Genomic DNA, 17935 nt, shown 5'->3' on the forward strand with positions numbered 1-17935 from the left:
TCCGGGCACTCAGTACAACGGAAGGCTGCCTTCGTGGAGCGTCTTCCCCTCGGCATCGAGAACGACGACGCCCGCCTGCGCGTTCGGGTCCATCGCTCCCGGAAGCTCCGGCCGCCAGACCGCGAAGGTCCCTTCGGTGACCGTCGCGTCGACCTTCTTACCCGCTCCGAAGTCGAGCTTCACCGTGGTCGCGGCCCGCGGGACGACCCCGATGAACGGGGTCTGCGCGTTGCCCGACCCGCCCTGTTCGGCGGCGCCGAGCGTTTCGGTCGACAGTTTGCGCACCGGTGGCCGCTCGGCCGCCAAGTCGGCGAAGACGCGGTAGTACTCGCTCGTTCCGTCGCGGTAGCCAAGCCCGCCTTGGCAGACGACGACCCTGTCGCCGAGCCGCGCGGTCACCACCTTGACGCCGTTGCCTTCGAGCAGCGTTCCGATCTCGTACACGTCCTCGTCCGGCAACGGTTCCGACGCTCCGGCGATACAGGTCTTGAAGAACTCCCCCGCCGGCGTGTCCCGGATCGGCACCACCGGCGGGATGCGATCGATATCCGTCACGACCGGCTCGGGCGCGGGCGGGAGGACGTGTGGCGCGTCGGTGACGGCGTCGTTCGAGTCCCCGGTGTACGGCCCGACCGAGTACGTCGTCGACGAAGGCTTGGACTGCGAGATCTCCACGAACAGGTTCCCAGGCCGGAACACGCGCACCTCGGTCGAGCCCGTCGTATCGGCGGTCCGGCCGAAGAGCTCCATCTTGTCCCAGCCGGGGTCGGCCACCCCCGCGACCGTCCCGGCGCGGGTCATCAGCAGCGCGGCGGCCTTGGTCCCCGCCGAGTACGACGGGGAGGCGTCCGGGTCGGACACCGTCACGGTGATCGCCGTGGTTTCGCAGAAGAAGACCTTGTCGCCCGCGCGCACCGCGACGACCGTGATGGACGTCCAGGTGGGAGTGGTGGTGAACTGCGGCACCCACTCGTCGCGGGCCGGGAAGCCCGCCGCCCTGCCCTTCTTCTCGATCGCGGCCCAGCACCGGTCCATCGCCGTCACGGCCTTCGGCCAGTCGAGGGAGAAGTCAGGGTTCGCGACGACGGGTCCCTGTCCGTCCGGCTCCCGGATGACCACGGTCGCGACCAGCGCACCCGCGAGGACCAGGACGACGGCGGCGGCCGCGGCGACGATCGGCCATCGCCGCCGCGCGGGTTTTCCCATTCCCTCCCGCAGGGTCATCCGCAGGTTGTCCAGCACTTCCGGAGGAAGTTCACGCCTGCCCGGCAGGCCGAGGTCGTCGGTCATTTCTCCTCCAGGGCGGCCCGCAGCTGGGCGCGGGCCCGCGAGATGTGGGCGCGAACGGTCACCTCGGCGACGCCGAGCAGTTCGGCGGCGTCCGGCACGGAGAGATCGCCGAGCAGGCAGAGTTCGACGGCTTGTCGTTGCGACTTCGGCAGTTTCGCGACCAAGGCGAGCACGTGCCGGAGTCGGTCTTCGCCGTCGAGCTGATCGACGACGGTGTCGGCGTGGTCGGACACCGACCGCGGTTCCGGCAGCCGCCGGACGAGCCGCAGCCGCCGCCCGGCACCGCGGTGTTCGGTGCGCGCGAGGTTGCCCACGACGGTGTACAGCCAGGGCAGCGCGCTGTCGCGGACGAGCGTGATGTCCGCCCTGCGCCGCCAGGCGGTGAGAAAGGCCGCCGACGTCAGGTCTTCGGCCGACGCCCACGACCCCGTCAGCCGGTAGGCGTGGTTCCACACCGACTGGACATGCCGTTCGAACAGCTCGGTGAACGCCCCGTGATCACCGCCCGCGGCCGTCCGCCACAGCTCCGTGTCGCTCCTGTCGGAAGGAGGTTCGCGTGAGTCCACCGGTACCCCCACCGTTCCGGTCACTGTTCTGGTCACACCTGTCAGTGACCGGCAACGGCGGAGATGTTGCGGATCGCGTTTAGCCCGCTAAACGCGATCCGGGGTCAGACGGCTCCGTACTGCCGGTCCCCCGCGTCCCCGAGCCCCGGCACGATGAACCCGGAGTCGTTCAGCCGCTCGTCGATGCTCGCGGTCACCACCCGCAGCGGCAGCCCGGTCTTCTCCAGATGCTCGATGCCCTCGGGCGCCGCCAGCGCGCAGATCGCCGTGACGTCGGTGGCGCCGCGGTCGGTGAGCAGCCGGATCGTGTACTCCATCGACCCACCGGTCGCCAGCATCGGGTCGAGCACCATCACCGGCCGGTCGGCGAGCGATTCGGGCAGCGATTCGAGGTACGGCGTCGGCTTGAGGGTCTCCTCGTCGCGGGCGAGGCCGACGAAACCCATCTGGGCGTCGGGGATCAGCTTGTGCGCCTGATCCGCCATCCCGAGCCCGGCGCGCAGCACCGGCACGAGCAGCGGCGGGCTCGCCAGCGCGTAGCCGTCGGTGCGCGCCACCGGCGTGTGGATCCGCTCGATCCGCACCGGCATGTCGCGCGTGGCTTCGTAGACCAGCATGACGGTCAGTTCGTGCAGCGCCGCGCGGAAGGCGGCGCTGTCGGTGCGCGCGTCGCGCATGGTGGAGAGCCTGGCCTTGGCCAGCGGGTGATCAACGACGTGCACATCCATGCCGGTCAATTTAGCCGTTCACGCCTGCCGCGCGAACCAGCCGACCCAGCGGCGCTGCCAGGGCGTCTCCACCGAACGCTTGTCGTGGTTGGCTCGCGCCCAGGCCACGGCCTCGTCGGCGCTCAGCCCGGAAAGCGTGGCGAGGCAGGACAGCACCGTGCCGGTCCGCCCGACTCCGCCGTAACAGGCGACCTCGACCCCTTCACCCCTCGCCGCCCGCTCGTGCAGGTCGACGATGCGCCGCCGCGCGTCCGCCCAGTCCGTCGGCAGCAGGAAGTCGGGCCAGCGGATCCACGCCCGCTCCCAGTCCATTTTGTGATCGTGTTTCCGGCGCAGCTTCGCGCCGCCCAAATACAGTCCGAAATCCGGCGAGGGCCCGTCCGGCCAGGGACGCCCCAGGCCCCGTCCGCGCACCTTGATCCCGTCCGGCAGCTCGACGGCGCCGGGTAGTGAGTTCCCCATCTCGGGAGGATGCCACTGTCGACCATAAGATGGACGCTCGGCCCTCCCGTCGGCGCTAGGCTCCTCCGCGTGAGTGAAGAACCGGCCCTGCCGGGCCCCGAACAGATGCGCATCTCCGACGCCGATCGCGAGCAGGTCGCGCAGGTGCTGCACGCGGCGATGTCCGAAGGGCGCATCACCATCAACGAGCTGGAAGAGCGGCTCACCACCGTGTACGCGGCCAAGACCGTCGGCGACCTCAAGCCGGTCACCGCGGATCTGCCGCAGCAGTCACGGTCGGCGATCGAGCCGGCGACGTCGCGCGCGCTCGGCCTGCCCGACGACCGCATCGGCGGGCATCCCGGCTCCGGCGCGTCGATCGCCGTCATGTCCGGCGCGTCGCGCAAGGGCAGCTGGGTCGTCCCGCCGCAGCACAACAGTTTCGCGTTCTGGGGCGGCGCCGAACTCGATCTGCGGCACGCGCGGTTCGCCGAGAAGCATTCGACGATCACCGCGGTCGCGATCATGGGCGGGATCGACATCATCGTGCCCGACGACATCAACGTGGACGTCACCGGAATCGGCTTCATGGGCGCGTTCGAGCTGGAAGACCGTGCCGGGACGCCCGCGGCGCCGCCGACGGCGCCCACCGTGAAGATCACCGGCCTGGCATTCTGGGGTGGGGTCGTCGTCAAGCGGAAGCCACGCAAGAAGGACGTGCCTGAAATCGAAGGCTGAACACAACCTGGGGGGACATCCGATGCGCCGAACCGTCGTCGCGATCGCTTGTGCCGCACTGCTTTCCGTTACCGCCCTCCCGGCAGCGGCCGCCGGGAAGACCGATCCGCGCCAGACCGCGATGGACGCGGCGGTCGCCGCGGGCATCCCCGGCATGGTCGCCGTCGCCGACGATTTCCGCGGTGTCAGCGGCGTCGCGGACATCGAGCGTCCCGGCAAGCCCGACGCGTCGGGCCGCTGGCGGATCGCGAGTGTGTCCAAGGTGTTCGTCGCGACACTGATCCTGCAGCTCGTGGCGGAGAAGCGTGTCGGGCTGGACGAGCCCGTCCAGCGCTATCTGCCCGGATTGCTGCCGTATCCGGAGCCGATCACCGTCCGCCAGCTGCTGCAGCACACCAGCGGCCTCCCGCGCGACCTGGCCCCCGAGGACACCTGGGCCTCCGGTCCGGAGGTCGACACCGAACGCTTCGAGCACTTCGACAGCGACGACCAGATCCGCCTGAGCGTCACGAAGCAGCCGCTGCAGTTCAAACCCGGGACGAGCTGGGCGTACTCGAACACCGGCTACAACGTCCTCGGCCTGCTGGTCGAGAAGACCACGCGCAAGCCGCTGGAACGCGCGCTCGCCGAACGGATCACCGGGCCGCTGCACCTGCGCGACACCTCGCTGCCCCGCGACTTCCCGTTCCTGATCCGCCCGGCCGCCCGCGGCTACGAGCAGCTGTACGACGCGCCGCGCGGCCTCACCGACGTCACCACCTACAACTACTCGCGCTACTTCGGCGCGGGCGGCATGGTGTCTTCGGGCAAGGACCTCAACCGCTTCTTCGAGGCGCTGTTCGGCGGCCGCCTGCTGCCCGCGGACCTGCTGAAGCAGATGAAGACGACGGTCCCGGCGGGCGGTATGGAGTACGGCCTCGGCCTGATGAAGCTGAACCTCAAGACCGCGGGCGCCTGCGCGGACGACCACGTCGTCTGGGGTCACGGCGGCGATCTGCCGGGCTTCAACACTCTCAGCTTCCACGACGACTCCGGCAAGGACATCTCCACGCTGGCCACCGTCGACCTCACCGTGTCGCCGGACGCCGCGCTCAAGCGCCAGCTGCCCATGGTCAGCGAGTTCTGCACCCCGGTGGTGCCCTCGACCAGGGCCGTCGCCCAGGCCCCGGTGCCCAGCTTGTAGGCCGCTTACACTCACCCGTATGACAGCTACGACCAGCTCGTCAGCGGCGACGGCCACCCCGTCGCCGCTGGCGGACGCGACTCGCGACGAGGCGAGCCTGCGCCGGTTCCTGCACGGGCTGCCTGGTGTCGACCAGGTCGGCGTCGAGCAGCGGGCGGCGGGACTCGGCACGCGCAGCATCAAGAAGGCCGCCAAGCTCTGGGCGATCGACACTGCCATCTCGATGGTCGACCTGACGACCCTCGAAGGCGCCGACACCCAGGGCAAGGTCCGCGCGCTCGCGGCCAAGGCCAAGCGGCCGGACCCGGAACGCCCGGACACCCCGCAGGTCGCGGCCGTCTGCGTGTACCCGGACATGGTCGAGACGGCTGTCGAGGCGCTTCGCGGCACCGGCATCCACGTCGCGAGTGTGGCCACCGGCTTCCCGGCCGGCCGCACGAGCCGCGAGATCAAGCTGGCCGACACCAAGATCGCCGTGGACGCCGGCGCCGCCGAGATCGACATGGTGATCGATCGAGGCGCGTTCCTGGAAGGCCGTTACCTGGAGGTCTTCGAGGAGATCCAGGCGATCAAGGCCGCCTGTGGCAGCGCTCACCTCAAGGTCATCCTCGAAACCGGTGAGTTGGCCACCTACGACAACGTCCGCCGCGCGTCCTGGCTCGCGCTGCTGGCGGGCGGCGACTTCATCAAGACCTCCACCGGCAAGGTTTCGCCCGCCGCGACGCTGCCGGTCACCCACGTGATGCTGCAGGCCGTCCGCGACTGGTTCGTCCAGACCGGTGAACTGCGCGGCGTCAAACCGGCCGGTGGCATCCGGACGACCAAGGACGCGATCAAGTACCTGGTCGCGGTGCACGAGGTCGCCGGCGAGCAGTGGCTGAACCCGGACCTCTTCCGGTTCGGGGCGTCCAGCCTGCTCAACGACCTCCTGCTGCAGCGCCGCACCCAGGCCGACGGCCACTACAGCGGTCCCGACTACGTGACGGTGGACTGATCCATGGGCATCTTCGAGTACGCGCCCGCGCCCGAATCGCGCGACCTCGCGAACCTCAAGTCGCATTACCGGCCGTTCGTGAACGGCGAATTCGTCGACGGCTCGGGCGAGCCGCTCAAGACGATCAACCCGGCCACCGAAGAGGTGCTCGCCGAGGTCGGCACCGCGTCGGTGTCCGATGTGGACACCGCGGTGAAGGCCGCGCGCAAGGCGTACAACAATGTCTGGTCGAAAATGCCGGGCTCCGAACGCGCCAAGTACCTGTTCCGCATCGCCCGCCTGATCCAGGAGCGGTCGCGGGAGCTGGCCGTGCTGGAAAGTCTCGACAACGGCAAGCCGATCAAGGAATCGCGTGATTCCGACGTGCCGACGGCCGCCGCGCACTTCTTCTACCACGCGGGTTGGGCCGACAAGCTCGATTACGCGGGCTACGGCCCGAACCCGAAGCCGCTCGGCGTCGCGGGCCAGGTCATCCCGTGGAACTTCCCGCTGCTGATGCTGGCGTGGAAGATCGCGCCCGCACTGGCCACCGGCAACACCGTGGTGCTCAAGCCCGCGGAGACCACGCCGCTGACCGCGCTCGTGTTCGCGGAGATCTGTCAGCAGGCCGAACTCCCGCCCGGCGTGGTCAACATCCTGCCCGGCGCCGGGGACATCGGCGCCGCGCTGGTCGGCCACGGCGACGTGAACAAGGTCGCCTTCACCGGATCGACCGAGGTCGGCAAGGCCATCCAGCGCCAGATCGCGGGTACCGCGAAGAAGCTGACGCTGGAGCTCGGCGGCAAGGCGGCGAACGTCGTCTTCGATGACGCTCCGCTGGACCAGGCCGTCGAGGGGATCGTCAACGGGATCTTCTTCAACCAGGGCCACGTCTGCTGCGCGGGTTCGCGCCTGCTGGTGCAGGAATCCGTCGCCGAGGAGGTCCTCGAAAAGCTGCGCTACCGCGTCTCGACGCTGCGGCTGGGCGACCCGCTGGACAAGAACACCGACATCGGCGCGATCAACTCCGCCGAGCAGCTCGCGAAGATCAAGGGGCTCGTGGAGTCCGGCGACGCCGAGGGCGCGCAGCGCTGGACCAGCCCGTGCCCGGTGCCAGAACGCGGTTTCTTCTTCGCTCCCACGGTGTTCTCCGACGTCCAGCAGTCGATGCGCATCGCCCGCGAGGAGATCTTCGGGCCGGTGCTCTCGGTGCTGACCTTCCGCACGCCGGACGAGGCCGTCACCAAGGCGAACAACACGCCGTACGGGCTTTCCGCCGGAATCTGGACGGAAAAGGGCTCGCGCATTCTCTGGATGGCGAACCAGCTCCGCGCCGGTGTCGTCTGGGCCAACACGTTCAACCGCTTCGATCCCGCCGCGCCGTTCGGCGGCTACCAGGAGTCGGGTTTCGGCCGCGAAGGCGGACGCACCGGACTGGAGGCCTACCTCGATGTCTGACCGTATTTCGGTGGCGAAGACCTACAAGCTCTACATCGGCGGCAAGTTCCCGCGTTCGGAGTCGGGCCGGGTGTACCCGGTCACCGACACCAAGGGCAAGTTCCTGGCGAACGCCTCGCACGCGTCGCGCAAGGACGTCCGTGACGCGGTTTCGGCCGCCCGCAAGGCTTTCGGCGGCTGGTCGGCGGCGACCGCCTACAACCGCGGCCAGGTGCTGTACCGGGTGGCGGAGATGCTGGAAGGCCGCCGCGAGCAGTTCGTCGCGGAGGTGTCCGCGTCCGAAGGCGTCGCGGCGAAGAAGGCTCAGTCCATTGTGGACGCCTCGATCGACCGCTGGGTCTGGTACGCGGGCTGGACGGACAAGATCGCGACCGTGCTCGGCGCGGCCAACCCGGTCGCGGGCCCGTACTTCTCCTTCACCGTGCCGGAACCGACCGGTGTCGTGGGCGTGCTCGCGCCGCAGCAGTCGTCGCTGCTGGGTCTGGTGAGCGTGCTGGCCCCGGTGCTGGCGACCGGCTCGACCGCGGTGGTCGTCTCCAGCGCGGACCGGCCACTGCCCGCGATCACGCTTTCGGAGGTCCTGGCCACTTCCGACCTGCCCGGCGGGGTCGCGAACATCCTGACCGGCCGCGCGTCGGAGCTGGGCTCGTGGCTGGCGTCGCACGGCGACGTCAACGCCCTCGACCCGACCGGCGCGGAGCCGTCCGCGCGGGCGGATCTGGCGCGTGAGGCCGCTGGCACCGTGAAGCGGGTCCTGACCGTCCCGGACACCGAGCCGGACTGGACCGCCGACGCCGACATCGCGCGACTGCGGCGGTACCTGGAGGCGAAGACCGTCTGGCACCCGCTGGGTGTCTGAGCCGACCCGTTTTCCGCAGTTGGACAGCTGACCGCGGGGCAAATGTCAGGAAAGGGTCGTTCAGGACGTTTTATGTCCTGAACGACCCTTTCCTGACATCCGGGACCTCACGGACTCACGGATCGAGATCGGCCCCGGTCAGCACCCGGCCCGGCAGCGGCTCGTTCGAGCCCACGGCCCGCAACCCGTCGATCATGATCCCGATGCACCGCCTCGTCGCCATCCGCGCGACCTCCTCGCCCTTGCCGGGCATCTGCCGCAGCAGCGTCGCGAAGAGGATCGCGACGTCGCCGGTGGCGACGTCCGTCCGGAGCCTGCCCTCCGCCTGCGCGCCCTGGACGAACGAGTCCATCACCAGGAGCAACTCGTCACGCAGGGCCTTGATCGCGGGGTCGCTCTTCAGGATCGCCAGCGCCCGCGGCGAGACCATCGCGAGCTGAATGCTGAGCTGTAGTTCCATCGACTGGTGCAGGAGCCGGATCAGCGCTTCCCAGTCCGAGGACTCCTGGTCCTTCGCCGCCTTCGCGTCCCTGAGGACCCGGTCGAAGTTGTCGACGGCGACCGCCCGGATCAGTGCGTCCCGGTCCGGGAAGCGCCGGTAAAGGGTGCCGACTCCGACGCCGGCCGAGCGTGCGATCTCCTCCATCGGGACCTCGGCGCCCTGGGCGGCGAAGATGACTCTCGCGGCGGCCAGGATCTGATCCCGGTTCCGGCGCGCGTCGGCACGCAAGCGGGTCTCGGGGTCGGCTGTCATGGTCCTCGCCTCTCGAAGGTCCTTCAGGGCCGTGATTCTCGCACGTAAGGGCGTGCCCTTCACGCCTCCCGCGAAACCACCCCTTCGCGAGTGGACGACCTGTCTCCACTTGAGTACCTTGGGTGCATAAGCGGAATGAAACCATCCGCATACGTTTTGGGGCTCGCTGTCCGATATCGCCCGAACCCACCCGACATTCTGGGGAAGGACAACCCGATGACCGACGTCGAGGAAACCACCGCGACCTTGCCGCTGGCGCGTAAATGCCCGTTTTCGCCACCTCCCGAATACGAGACGCTTCGCGAGGAAAGTCCGATTTCCCGGGTCGGTCTCCCGTCCGGGCAAACGGCGTGGGCACTCACCCGGCTCGAGGACATCCGCGAAATGCTGAGCAGCCCGCATTTCAGCTCCGACCGGCGTAATCCGTCGTTCCCGCTGCTGGTGGCGCGCCCGGTCCGCTCGGAGGACGACTCGTTCCGCCCGTCCCTCATCGGAATGGATCCGCCGGAGCACAGCCAGGCCCGGCGCGACGTCGTCGGCGAATTCACGGTCAAACGCATGAAGGCGTTGCAGCCGCGGATCCAGCAGATCGTCGACGAGCATATCGACGCCCTGCTCGCCGGCCCCAAACCCGCCGACCTGGTCCAGGCACTTTCCCTTCCGGTTCCGTCGCTGGTGATCTGCGAACTGCTCGGCGTTCCCTATGCGGACCACGATTTCTTCCAGTCGTGCAGTTCCCGCATGCTCAACCGGGAGGTCAGCCCCGAAGAGCGGCAGACGGCGTTCGAGGGCCTCCGGAACTATCTCGACGACCTCGTCACCAAGAAGGAAGCGAACGCCACCGAGGACGATCTCCTCGGCCGTCAGATCCTGAAGCAGCGTGAATCGGGCGAAGCCGACCACGGCGAACTCGTCGGTTTGGCGTTCCTGCTGCTCATCGCCGGACACGAGACCACCGCGAACATGATCTCGCTCGGCACGGTGACCCTGCTGGAGAACCCGGATCAGCTGGCGAAGATCAAGGCGGATCCGGACAAGACCCTCGCCGCGATCGAAGAACTCCTGCGGGTGTTCACGATCGCCGAGTCGGCGACCTCGCGCTTCGCCACCGCGGACGTCGAGATCGGCGGCACGCTCATCCGCGCGGGTGAAGGCGTCATCGGCCTGAGCAACGCGGGCAACCACGATCCGGCCGGCTTCGAGAACCCGGACACCTTCGACATCGAGCGCGGCGCGCGGCATCACGTCGCCTTCGGATTCGGTGTGCACCAATGCCTCGGGCAGAACTTGGCGAGGTTGGAACTCCAGATCGTGTTCGATACGTTGTTCCGGCGAGTGCCGGGCATCCGGATCGCCGTACCGGTCGACGAACTGCCGTTCAAGCACGATTCGACGATCTACGGCCTCCACGCCCTGCCGGTCACCTGGTAGGAGGAGCCATGAAGATCATCGCGGACACCGGGAAATGCGTCGGAGCGGGCCAGTGCGTGCTCACCGATCCCGATCTGTTCGACCAGAACGAGGACGACGGGACGGTCCTTCTGCTGAACGCCGAGCCCGAGGGCGAAGAAGCCGAGGAGAACGCGCGCACCGCCGTGCACATCTGCCCGGGGCAGGCCTTGTCGCTCGCGTGAGGCGTGGGGGTCGTGAGTGGCGTTTCGGGTTCTAACCCGAAACGCCACTCACGACCACCTGTACCGACGCCTTACTTGACCGCGCCCATCGAAAGGCCGCGCACCAGGTGGTTCTGCGCGATCCAGCCGACGATCATCACCGGCAGCGACGCGAGCAGAGCGGCGGCGGAAAGCTGCGCCCAGTACAGGCCTTCGCTGGTGATGAAGCCGACCAGGAACACCGGCACCGTCCCGGCCCGCGCGGCGGTGAGGTTGACCGAGTAGAAGAACTCGGTCCACGAGAAGATCACGCAGATCAGCGCGGTCGCGGCCACCCCGGGCGCGACGACCGGCATGATGATCTTCCGCAGCAGGGTCGGCAGCGTCGCCCCGTCGATCCGGCCCGCCTCGATCATCTCGTGCGGCACCTCCAGGAAGAACGATCGCATCATCCAGATGGCCAGCGGCAGGTTCATCGAGGTGTACAGGATGATCAGCGCCCACACGTTGTCCAGCAGCCGGGTGTTCTGCGAGATCACGTAAAGCGGAATGATCGCCGCCACGATCGGCAGCATCTTCGTCGACAGGAAGAAGCCGAGCGCGTTGCTCGTCCCCTTCACCGGCGCCAGCGAGAGCGCGTACGCCGCCGGGATTCCCAGCAGCAGCACGAAAAGCGTCGAAACGACGGTCACGAACGCCGAGTTCGACAGGTACGGCAGGAAGCCGCGTTCGAGCACGCCCGCGAACTGGTCGAGGGTCGGGGTGAAGAGCAGCCGAGGCGGATCGGTGTAGGCGTCGGCCTCCTGTTTGAAGGCCGTGAGGATCATCCACAGCAGCGGGAACACGAACAGGATCGCGATCACCCAGGTCGCGACCGTCAGCGCGCCGGGGCCGAAACGGCTTTTCATTTCGCGCCTCCCTGTACCGAGAACGTGCGGAACATCAGCCGCAGCGCGAAGGTCGCGACGATCATCGTCAGGATCACGACGATCACGCCCATCGCGGACGACTGCCCGATGTCGAAACCTTGGAACGCCCGCTGATAGATGTAGAACGGCAGGTTCGTGCTGGCCGTCCCCGGGCCGCCTTGTGTCATCAGGAAGATCGCGTCGAAACTGTTCACGATGTAGATCGCGCCCAGCAACGTCGCCAGCTGCAGGAACCGGCTCAGATGCGGCAGCGTGATCGCGGTGAACGTCCGCCAGCGGCCGGCGCCGTCGACCGACGCGGCCTCCAGCACATCCTTCGGCTGGCTCTGCAGCCCGGCCAGGATCAGCAGCATCATGAACGGCGTCCACTGCCAGACGACCTGCGCCATCACGGCGGCCAGCGGGAACTCCGACAGCCAGTCGACGTCGGTGCCGAAAACGAAGTGCAGCAACCCGTACGTCGGGTCGAACATCGTCGTCTTCCACAGCAGCGCGCCCGCCGCGGGCAGGATGAGGAACGGCGTGATCAGCAGGGTCCGGACCACCCCGCGGCCGAGGAACTTGCGGTCCAGCAGGATCGCCAGCCCCAGCCCGAGCAGCAACGAGAAGAACACGCACACCACCGTGAGCACGACGGTGTTCAGCAACGCCCCGAGGAACGTCGAGTCGGCGAAGACGTCGATGTAGTTCTGCAGCCCCACGAAATGCCGCGAACCCGGCCGCACCAGGTTCCACGACTGGAACGAATAGAACACCGTCAGCACGAACGGCAACTGCGTCACGGCGACGACGAACAGCAGCGCCGGCAGGAGCGGCAGCCGTCGTTTGAACGGGGTGTCGGTGCCGCGTTTCGGAGCCGCCTTCTTCGCATGGGCGGGCTCTGGGCGAGCAGGAGCGGAGATCGTGGCCATCACTGCACCTCCTGATACGACTTGCCGACGGTCTGCGCGTACTCCTGCGACTGCTTGAGCGCTTCGTCCACGGTGATCTGGCCCGCGATCGCCGCCGAAAGCTGCTGGCTCACCCGCGTGCCGAGATCCTGGAACTCGGGGATACCGACGAACTGGATCCCGGGATAGGGCACCGGATTCGCCATCGCCTTGCGCTGGTCGGCGTCCGCGATGCCGTCCAGCGTCGGCTGCGCGTAGGCCTTGGCGGCCTCGCGGTACTGCGGGATGTCGTAGGTCGATTTCCGCACGCCCGGCGGGACACGGTTCCAGTCGCCGAACTCCTTCGCGACCCGCTGCACGTAGGCCTTGTCGGTCATCCAGGCCATGAACTTGAAGGCGGCTTCCTTGTCCTTGGCGACCTTGGGGATCGCCAAAGCCCAGGTGTAGAGCCAGCCGCTCGCCTGCGTCTTCTCCACCGGCGCCGGGGCGTAGCCGGACTTCCCGACGACCTTGCTGGCCGACGGGTCCTCGTTCGTACCCGCCATGACCGTGGCGTCGTACCACATCGCGGCCTGGCCCTGGGTGTACCGCGTGCCGCATTCGGAGAAGCCCGCGCTCGACGCGCCGACCTCGCCGTGGTTCCGCACGAGGTTCACGTAGAACTCGGCGGCCGCCTTGAACTCGGGACTGGTCAGCTTCGCGTTCCAGTCCTTGTCGAACCATTGTGCGCCGAAGGTGTTGGCGACCGTGGTGAACGGCGCGAGGCTCTCACCCCAGCCGGGCTTGCCGCGCAGGCAGATCCCCGCGATGCCCTTGGCCTTGTCGTCCAGTTTCGCGGCGTACTCGGCGATCTGCGTCCACGTCGGCTTGGCGGGCATGGTGATCCCGGCCTGTTCGAACAGATCCTTCCGGTAGGCCAGGAACGACGATTCGCCGTAGAACGGCACCGCGTACATGGACCCGTTGTGCGACAAGGATTCCTTGATACTCGGGATGAAGTCGTCCGCGTCGTAGGACGGATTCGCCGCGATATGCGGGCCGAGGTCTTCGAGCCAGCCGTTCGCGGCCCATTGCGGCGCCTCGTAGTTGCTGATCATGACGACGTCGAATTCGCCGCCCTCGGTGGCCGTCGACGCGGTGATCTTCGCGCGTGCCTGGTTCTCCGGCAGCGACACGAATTTGAGGCTGACGCCGGGATTCGCCTTCTCGAACTCGCCGGAAAGCTCGATGGCGTCCTTCATCTGCGGGTTCGCGACGATCGCGACGACGAGCGTCCGGTCACCGGTCCCGAGCGCCCCCGCACCGGCGCACCCGGTGAGGGTCAGCAGGAGTACCGAGAGCAGAGCGGCTGCTTTACGCACCTTCGCCTCCCGGTATTACCTGCACCTTCAGGCCGGCGCCGCTGCGCATGAGGGCGAGAGCGTCGGGATACTGCTCCAGCGGAAGGGTGTCGGTGAGCAGCGCGGCGGTGTCGACGGCGCCGTCGGCGACCAGGTCGAGCGCGGCACCGAAGCTGTTCATGACGGCCATCGAGCCGACGACGGTGATCTCGTCGTTGTAGATCCGGAACGGCGAAAGCGCGACGCGGGCTTCGGCGGGCGCGACCCCGAAGACCAGCAGACGGCCTCCGCGCTGAAGCGAGTCGAAAGCGGCTTCGATGGCGGGTGCGGCGCCGGTGCAGTCCGCGGCGGCGTCGAACTTCTCGTCGTCCAGGTCCTTCACGTCACCCGCGACCGCGACCGCGCCGAGGTCCATGGCCCGGCCGAGGCGGGAGGTGTTGCGGTCGACCACCGTGACGTGGGCGCCCGCGCGCTGCAGCAACTGCTGCATGATCAACCCCATCGTGCCCGCGCCGACGACGAGGAACCGCTCCCCCGCCTCGACCCCGATCCGGCGCACGCCGTGCACCGCGCAGGAGACCGGCTCGACGAGGGCGCCCTGTTCCCAGGTCATCGTGTCCGGCATGCGGTAGCAGTTCGCGGAGGGAACGGCGACGTACTCGGCGAAAGCTCCGTTCACGGTGTCGCCGGTCGCGTTCCAGTTCTCGCAGAGGTTGCCGCGGCCCGACCGGCAGGGCTTGCAGTAGCCGCAGAACAGCGACGGGTCGACGGCCACCCGGTCGCCGATCTTCCAGCCACCCGGCACGTCCGCGCCGAGTTCGACGATCTCGCCGGCGAATTCGTGGCCGGGGACGATCGGATAGGGCGTCGGCGGGAAATGCCCGTCGGCGATGTGGAGGTCGGTCCCGCAGATCCCGCAGGCACCCACCTTGACGACGACCTGGCGATCCCCCGGTTTCGGGTCGGGTACCTCGCCGACCCTGATCTCCCCGGGCTTGTCCACGATCGCGGCACGCATGCCAGCTCCTCTTCTCTCCGCTCAAATGAGCGGGGCAGGCTTATGCTTCGGACTGCATGTCCAGGCATGGTGAACTTTTCCCAGTTGTTACGTCAACCTTTCGGTCGGATTTCGCGTTATAGTGCTCATATGAGCGCTCGTAAGCAGGGTCCCGGCCTGGTTGAATCGCTACGCCTGGCAGCGGTGGCCCGGCGCTTCTACGAACAGGGCGCCTCGAAACTCGAGATCGCCGAAGAGTTCGGGATCAGCCGGTTCAAGGTCGCGCGAATGCTGGACACGGCCAGGGAAAGCGGCATCGTCAAGGTCGAGTTCCACCTGCCCGCGCCGGTCGATCTCGTGCTGTCCGAGGAGATCCGCGCCGCGTACCGGCTGGACCGGGTGCTGGTGCTCGAACGAGCGCCGGAACCGGAATCCCGCGAGGTGGCCCGGCGCAAGATCGGCACGCTCGCCGCCCGGCTCCTGGCCGAAATCGTCACTCCAGGCGACGTCCTCGGCCTTTCTTGGGCACGTTCGGTGAACGCGATGACCGACGCGATCGAGTCGCTGCCGAAATGCCCGATCGTGCAACTGTGCGGCGTACAGGCGGGGATGGACATGCGCGACCGGTCGGTGGAGACGGTCAGCCGGGTCGCCTCCGTCTCGGGTGGCGCGCCGTACCCGATCTTCGGCCCGCTCGTCCTCCCCGACCGCCGCACCACCGAAACGCTGCGCAGGCAGCCGGGTATCGCGGAGACCTTCGGGCAGTTCAAGAACCTGACCAAGGCCGTCGTCAGCATCGGCGCGTGGAAACCCGAAGAGTCGACGGTGTACGACGCGCTCGACGAGGCCGAACGGAGCGCGATCGCGAAACGCGGCGCCAAGGCCGAGGTCTCGGCCCGCCTGTTCGACGCCGACGGCAACCCGATGTCCACCGGGCTGGCCCACCACGTGCTGGCCATCAGCGCCGAGGAACTCCTCGCCGTCCCCGAGGTGATCGCGCTGGGCTACACGGAACCGAAGGCCGAAGCGATAGACGCCGTCCTGCGCTCCGGCATGGTCTCGACCCTGATCACCGACGCCGCCGCGGCCGTCCCGCTACTCCGGCTGGCCGAAGCCCGCCCGCTCCCCTGACCCCGTGTCGTCCGCCCAATCACGCGAGATCGCCCCCCAATCACGCGTGATCCGCCTCCAATCACGCGAGATCGGCGTTCAATCACGCGAGATCGCGAAACCGCGCCGCCTCGTCCTGCGCCGCCATGACCTCGTCGCCGTACCGGAACGCCCACTCCCCGAAGGCCTCGATGGGCGCCAGCAACGTGGTCCCGAGATCCGTCAGCGAGTACTCGACCTTCGCCGTCCGCCCGCAGTCGCGCCGGTGGACGAGACCGTTGGACTCCAGCCGCCGGACCGTCTCCGTGAGCACCTTCGTGCTGATCCCGCCCAGCCTTCGCCGCAATTCCGCCGGGCGCAGCGGACCTTCGCGCAGGGCCCACAGCACGACCGGGTTCCACGTGTTCGCCATCAGGTCGAAGGCCAGCCGCGCACGGCAATCGGCGAGGAAGACGTCGTTCATCGGACCTCCGGTAACCATTCGGTACCCGCGCGGCTTTCTACGGTCGGTGTCGTCACTCGATCTTAGGGAGCAGCACATGCGTATCGGTATTTTCGGAGCGGGCGGGATGGCGGAGGCGCTCGGCGGCCAGTGGTCCGGGCACGACGTGATGGTCGCGGCGCGCGATCAGGCGAAGGCCGCCAAGATCTCCGCGCGGGTCGGAACGTGGGCGGAGACCGCCCGCGCGAGCGACGTGATCCTGCTCGCCCTCCCCGCCGCTTCGGTGCCGGAAGTCCTTGCCGCGGCGGGGAATCTCGACGGCAAGGTGCTCATCGACTGCACGAACGCCGTCGGTCCCGGCGCCGCGCTCACGATCCCCGACCAGGCCGTCCGGATCGCCGCCGCCGCACCCGGCGCGCACGTGGTCAAGGCGTTCAACCTCTGCGAAGTGGACGTCTGGCGGATGACTCCCCCGGTGTTCGGCGGCCGCCCGCTCGCGGTGCCGCTCTGCGGTGCGCCGGAGGCCATCGAGGTGGTGAGCTCGCTGGTCCGCGACCTCGGCTGCACCCCGCTGAACGCCGGCGGGCTCGACCGGGCGGGGCTCATGGAGGCGACCATGGCGTTCATGGTCGGTCTCTGGTTCGACGGCCACGACGCCCAGGCCTGCTTCCCGCCCCTTCCGGCCTGATTTCAGGGTCGTCCCCGATGCGCCGGGCCGGGCGGTCACGCGAATCTGTGCGCCATGCGGACGAAGACCTGGCGGCAGCTGACCGTGTGGCTGCACGTCGTCACCTCGGTGGGCTGGATGGGACAGGCCTTGGCCCTGTTCACCCTCCTGGCGATCGGCCGCACGAGCGCGGACGGCGAGATCCGCGTCGCGGCGACGTCGATGGCGCACGAGATCGACTCGTTCCTGCTGGCGCCGCTGGCGAACGCGTCGGCCTTCACCGGTTTCATGCTCGCCGCGGCGACGGCTTGGGGATTCACCCGGCACTGGTGGGTGCTGGCGAAGTTCGCGATCACGCTCGTCCAGCTCTACGCCGGGATCTTCCTGCTGTCGGGCACTTTGCGGGATTCCGTCGACGCCGCCAGGGCCGGTGATCCGCCGCCGGCGGCACTGGTCGCCGGGACCGCGCTGATGGCGAGCGCGTTGGCTTTCCAGGCTTGGCTTTCGGTGGCGAAACCGTGGGGCAAGGTCCGCTCCGGCGCGAGACTTCCGACCGCGCCGACGTGGGTGTTCGTCGCCGCGGTCCTCGCGCCGCTCACCGACATCACGGTGGGCCTGCTCCTCGGGTACCCGCTGCCGGCGCTTTCACTTGTGGTTCTGGTCGTTCAGCTGGTCCGCCGCCGCGTCGTCACAAGTCCGTGAAGGCCTCCTTGAGGGACTCTGGGTCCCTCAAGGAGGCCTTCACGGAACGAGCTACTTCTTGTACGCGCCGGCCACGATGTCGGCCGAGTTGTCCGAAGCGACGCCGTACTCGACGGTGGTCGCGTCGTCCCCCGCCAGCGAGTACTCGGTCATCGACGCGGCCTGCGCGGCCGCCCCGCCCGCGATTCCCAGTCCCGCCGCGATGGCAACGACGACCAGCGCACGCTTGAAGACGCCCATGATTCCTCCCAGCCC

Annotated in this window: 21 protein-coding genes; 10 read left to right on the forward strand and 11 right to left on the reverse strand. The window is 68.4% G+C overall.

The genetic code is table 11. From position 1 onward, the window contains the following. Nucleotides 1–9 precede the first annotated feature (9 nt). The 4 genes from AJAP_RS34640 to AJAP_RS34655 all read right to left on the reverse strand — a co-directional run bounded on the left by AJAP_RS34640 (nt 10) and on the right by AJAP_RS34655 (nt 3046). Nucleotides 10–1290, reverse strand: a complete 1281-nt coding sequence (locus tag AJAP_RS34640; RefSeq protein ID WP_038519374.1) for a hypothetical protein — start codon at nt 1288–1290, stop codon at nt 10–12. Next, the gene (locus tag AJAP_RS34645) at nt 1287–1880 is read right to left on the reverse strand and encodes an RNA polymerase sigma factor (RefSeq protein ID WP_051972682.1); all 594 of its coding nucleotides are present in this window, start codon (nt 1878–1880) and stop codon (nt 1287–1289) included. Before AJAP_RS34645 ends, AJAP_RS34640 begins: the two co-directional genes overlap by 4 nt. Nucleotides 1881–1960: 80 nt before the next feature. Next, nucleotides 1961–2584 (reverse strand): uracil phosphoribosyltransferase, encoded by a 624-nt coding sequence (gene upp / locus AJAP_RS34650; protein ID WP_037332384.1) that lies wholly within the window; start codon nt 2582–2584, stop codon nt 1961–1963. A gap of 18 nt (nt 2585–2602) precedes the next feature. Further along, nucleotides 2603–3046, reverse strand: coding sequence for a protein-tyrosine phosphatase family protein (locus AJAP_RS34655; protein WP_038519380.1), 444 nt, complete (start codon nt 3044–3046; stop codon nt 2603–2605). Between the two features lie 105 nt (nt 3047–3151). Here AJAP_RS34655 and AJAP_RS34660 point away from each other — a divergent pair, with 105 nt between their 5' ends. From AJAP_RS34660 to AJAP_RS34680, 5 genes are read left to right on the forward strand one after another with little or no spacing between them, the layout of a single operon-like run. Then, a complete protein-coding gene (locus tag AJAP_RS34660; RefSeq protein WP_038524446.1) occupies nt 3152–3763 on the forward strand; it encodes a DUF1707 SHOCT-like domain-containing protein in 612 nt (203 codons plus the stop codon). Nucleotides 3764–3785: 22 nt separating this feature from the next. Then, nucleotides 3786–4946, forward strand: coding sequence for a serine hydrolase domain-containing protein (locus tag AJAP_RS34665; protein ID WP_038519382.1), 1161 nt, complete (start codon nt 3786–3788; stop codon nt 4944–4946). Between the two features lie 19 nt (nt 4947–4965). Further along, nucleotides 4966–5940, forward strand: a complete 975-nt coding sequence (gene deoC / locus AJAP_RS34670; protein WP_016331285.1) for a deoxyribose-phosphate aldolase — start codon at nt 4966–4968, stop codon at nt 5938–5940. A gap of 3 nt (nt 5941–5943) precedes the next feature. Next, entirely contained in the window at nt 5944–7377 is a 1434-nt protein-coding gene (locus tag AJAP_RS34675) for an aldehyde dehydrogenase family protein (protein WP_038519385.1), read from the forward strand. Next, complete coding sequence (locus AJAP_RS34680; RefSeq protein ID WP_038519387.1) at nt 7370–8236, forward strand: aldehyde dehydrogenase family protein; 867 nt, start codon at nt 7370–7372, stop codon at nt 8234–8236. The genes AJAP_RS34675 and AJAP_RS34680 overlap by 8 nt, the downstream gene beginning before the upstream one ends. Before the next feature lie 115 nt (nt 8237–8351). Here the strand turns inward: AJAP_RS34680 and AJAP_RS34685 are convergent, their stop codons facing one another. After that, the gene (locus AJAP_RS34685) at nt 8352–8990 is read right to left on the reverse strand and encodes a TetR/AcrR family transcriptional regulator (RefSeq protein WP_037332398.1); all 639 of its coding nucleotides are present in this window, start codon (nt 8988–8990) and stop codon (nt 8352–8354) included. Between the two features lie 216 nt (nt 8991–9206). On the opposite strand from AJAP_RS34685, the gene AJAP_RS34690 reads away from it, so the two are divergent. Next, nucleotides 9207–10421 carry a cytochrome P450 gene (locus AJAP_RS34690; protein WP_038519390.1) on the forward strand — a complete coding sequence of 405 codons (1215 nt, stop codon included), beginning with the start codon at nt 9207–9209 and terminating at the stop codon, nt 10419–10421. Between the two features lie 8 nt (nt 10422–10429). Continuing rightward, a complete protein-coding gene (locus tag AJAP_RS34695; RefSeq protein WP_037332400.1) occupies nt 10430–10624 on the forward strand; it encodes a ferredoxin in 195 nt (64 codons plus the stop codon). Nucleotides 10625–10695: 71 nt separating this feature from the next. Here AJAP_RS34695 and AJAP_RS34700 read toward each other — a convergent pair whose 3' ends face one another. From AJAP_RS34700 to AJAP_RS34715, 4 genes are read right to left on the reverse strand one after another with little or no spacing between them, the layout of a single operon-like run. After that, nucleotides 10696–11511, reverse strand: coding sequence for a carbohydrate ABC transporter permease (locus AJAP_RS34700; RefSeq protein ID WP_038519392.1), 816 nt, complete (start codon nt 11509–11511; stop codon nt 10696–10698). Further along, a complete protein-coding gene (locus AJAP_RS34705; protein ID WP_038519394.1) occupies nt 11508–12443 on the reverse strand; it encodes a carbohydrate ABC transporter permease in 936 nt (311 codons plus the stop codon). The genes AJAP_RS34700 and AJAP_RS34705 overlap by 4 nt, the downstream gene beginning before the upstream one ends. Next, the gene (locus tag AJAP_RS34710; protein ID WP_038519397.1) at nt 12443–13783 is read right to left on the reverse strand and encodes an ABC transporter substrate-binding protein; all 1341 of its coding nucleotides are present in this window, start codon (nt 13781–13783) and stop codon (nt 12443–12445) included. Before AJAP_RS34710 ends, AJAP_RS34705 begins: the two co-directional genes overlap by 1 nt. Further along, the gene (locus tag AJAP_RS34715; protein ID WP_038519399.1) at nt 13776–14780 is read right to left on the reverse strand and encodes a zinc-dependent alcohol dehydrogenase family protein; all 1005 of its coding nucleotides are present in this window, start codon (nt 14778–14780) and stop codon (nt 13776–13778) included. The genes AJAP_RS34710 and AJAP_RS34715 overlap by 8 nt, the downstream gene beginning before the upstream one ends. Before the next feature lie 129 nt (nt 14781–14909). On the opposite strand from AJAP_RS34715, the gene AJAP_RS34720 reads away from it, so the two are divergent. Beyond that, complete coding sequence (locus AJAP_RS34720; protein ID WP_038519402.1) at nt 14910–15890, forward strand: sugar-binding transcriptional regulator; 981 nt, start codon at nt 14910–14912, stop codon at nt 15888–15890. Between the two features lie 82 nt (nt 15891–15972). Here the strand turns inward: AJAP_RS34720 and AJAP_RS34725 are convergent, their stop codons facing one another. Continuing rightward, nucleotides 15973–16332, reverse strand: a complete 360-nt coding sequence (locus AJAP_RS34725) for a winged helix-turn-helix transcriptional regulator (RefSeq protein ID WP_038519405.1) — start codon at nt 16330–16332, stop codon at nt 15973–15975. A 76-nt stretch (nt 16333–16408) separates the two neighbouring features. Between AJAP_RS34725 and AJAP_RS34730 the strand changes: the two genes are divergently transcribed. Together AJAP_RS34730 and AJAP_RS34735 are read left to right on the forward strand one after the other, a co-directional pair. Further along, a complete protein-coding gene (locus AJAP_RS34730; RefSeq protein WP_038519407.1) occupies nt 16409–16999 on the forward strand; it encodes an NADPH-dependent F420 reductase in 591 nt (196 codons plus the stop codon). Between the two features lie 54 nt (nt 17000–17053). Continuing rightward, the gene (locus AJAP_RS34735; protein WP_038519410.1) at nt 17054–17680 is read left to right on the forward strand and encodes a hypothetical protein; all 627 of its coding nucleotides are present in this window, start codon (nt 17054–17056) and stop codon (nt 17678–17680) included. A gap of 51 nt (nt 17681–17731) precedes the next feature. Here the strand turns inward: AJAP_RS34735 and AJAP_RS34740 are convergent, their stop codons facing one another. Continuing rightward, nucleotides 17732–17920, reverse strand: a complete 189-nt coding sequence (locus AJAP_RS34740; protein WP_038519413.1) for a hypothetical protein — start codon at nt 17918–17920, stop codon at nt 17732–17734. Between the last annotated feature and the right edge of the window lie 15 nt (nt 17921–17935).

It is taken from the genome of Amycolatopsis japonica (assembly GCF_000732925.1).
Classification (GTDB): Bacteria; Actinomycetota; Actinomycetes; order Mycobacteriales; family Pseudonocardiaceae; genus Amycolatopsis; species Amycolatopsis japonica.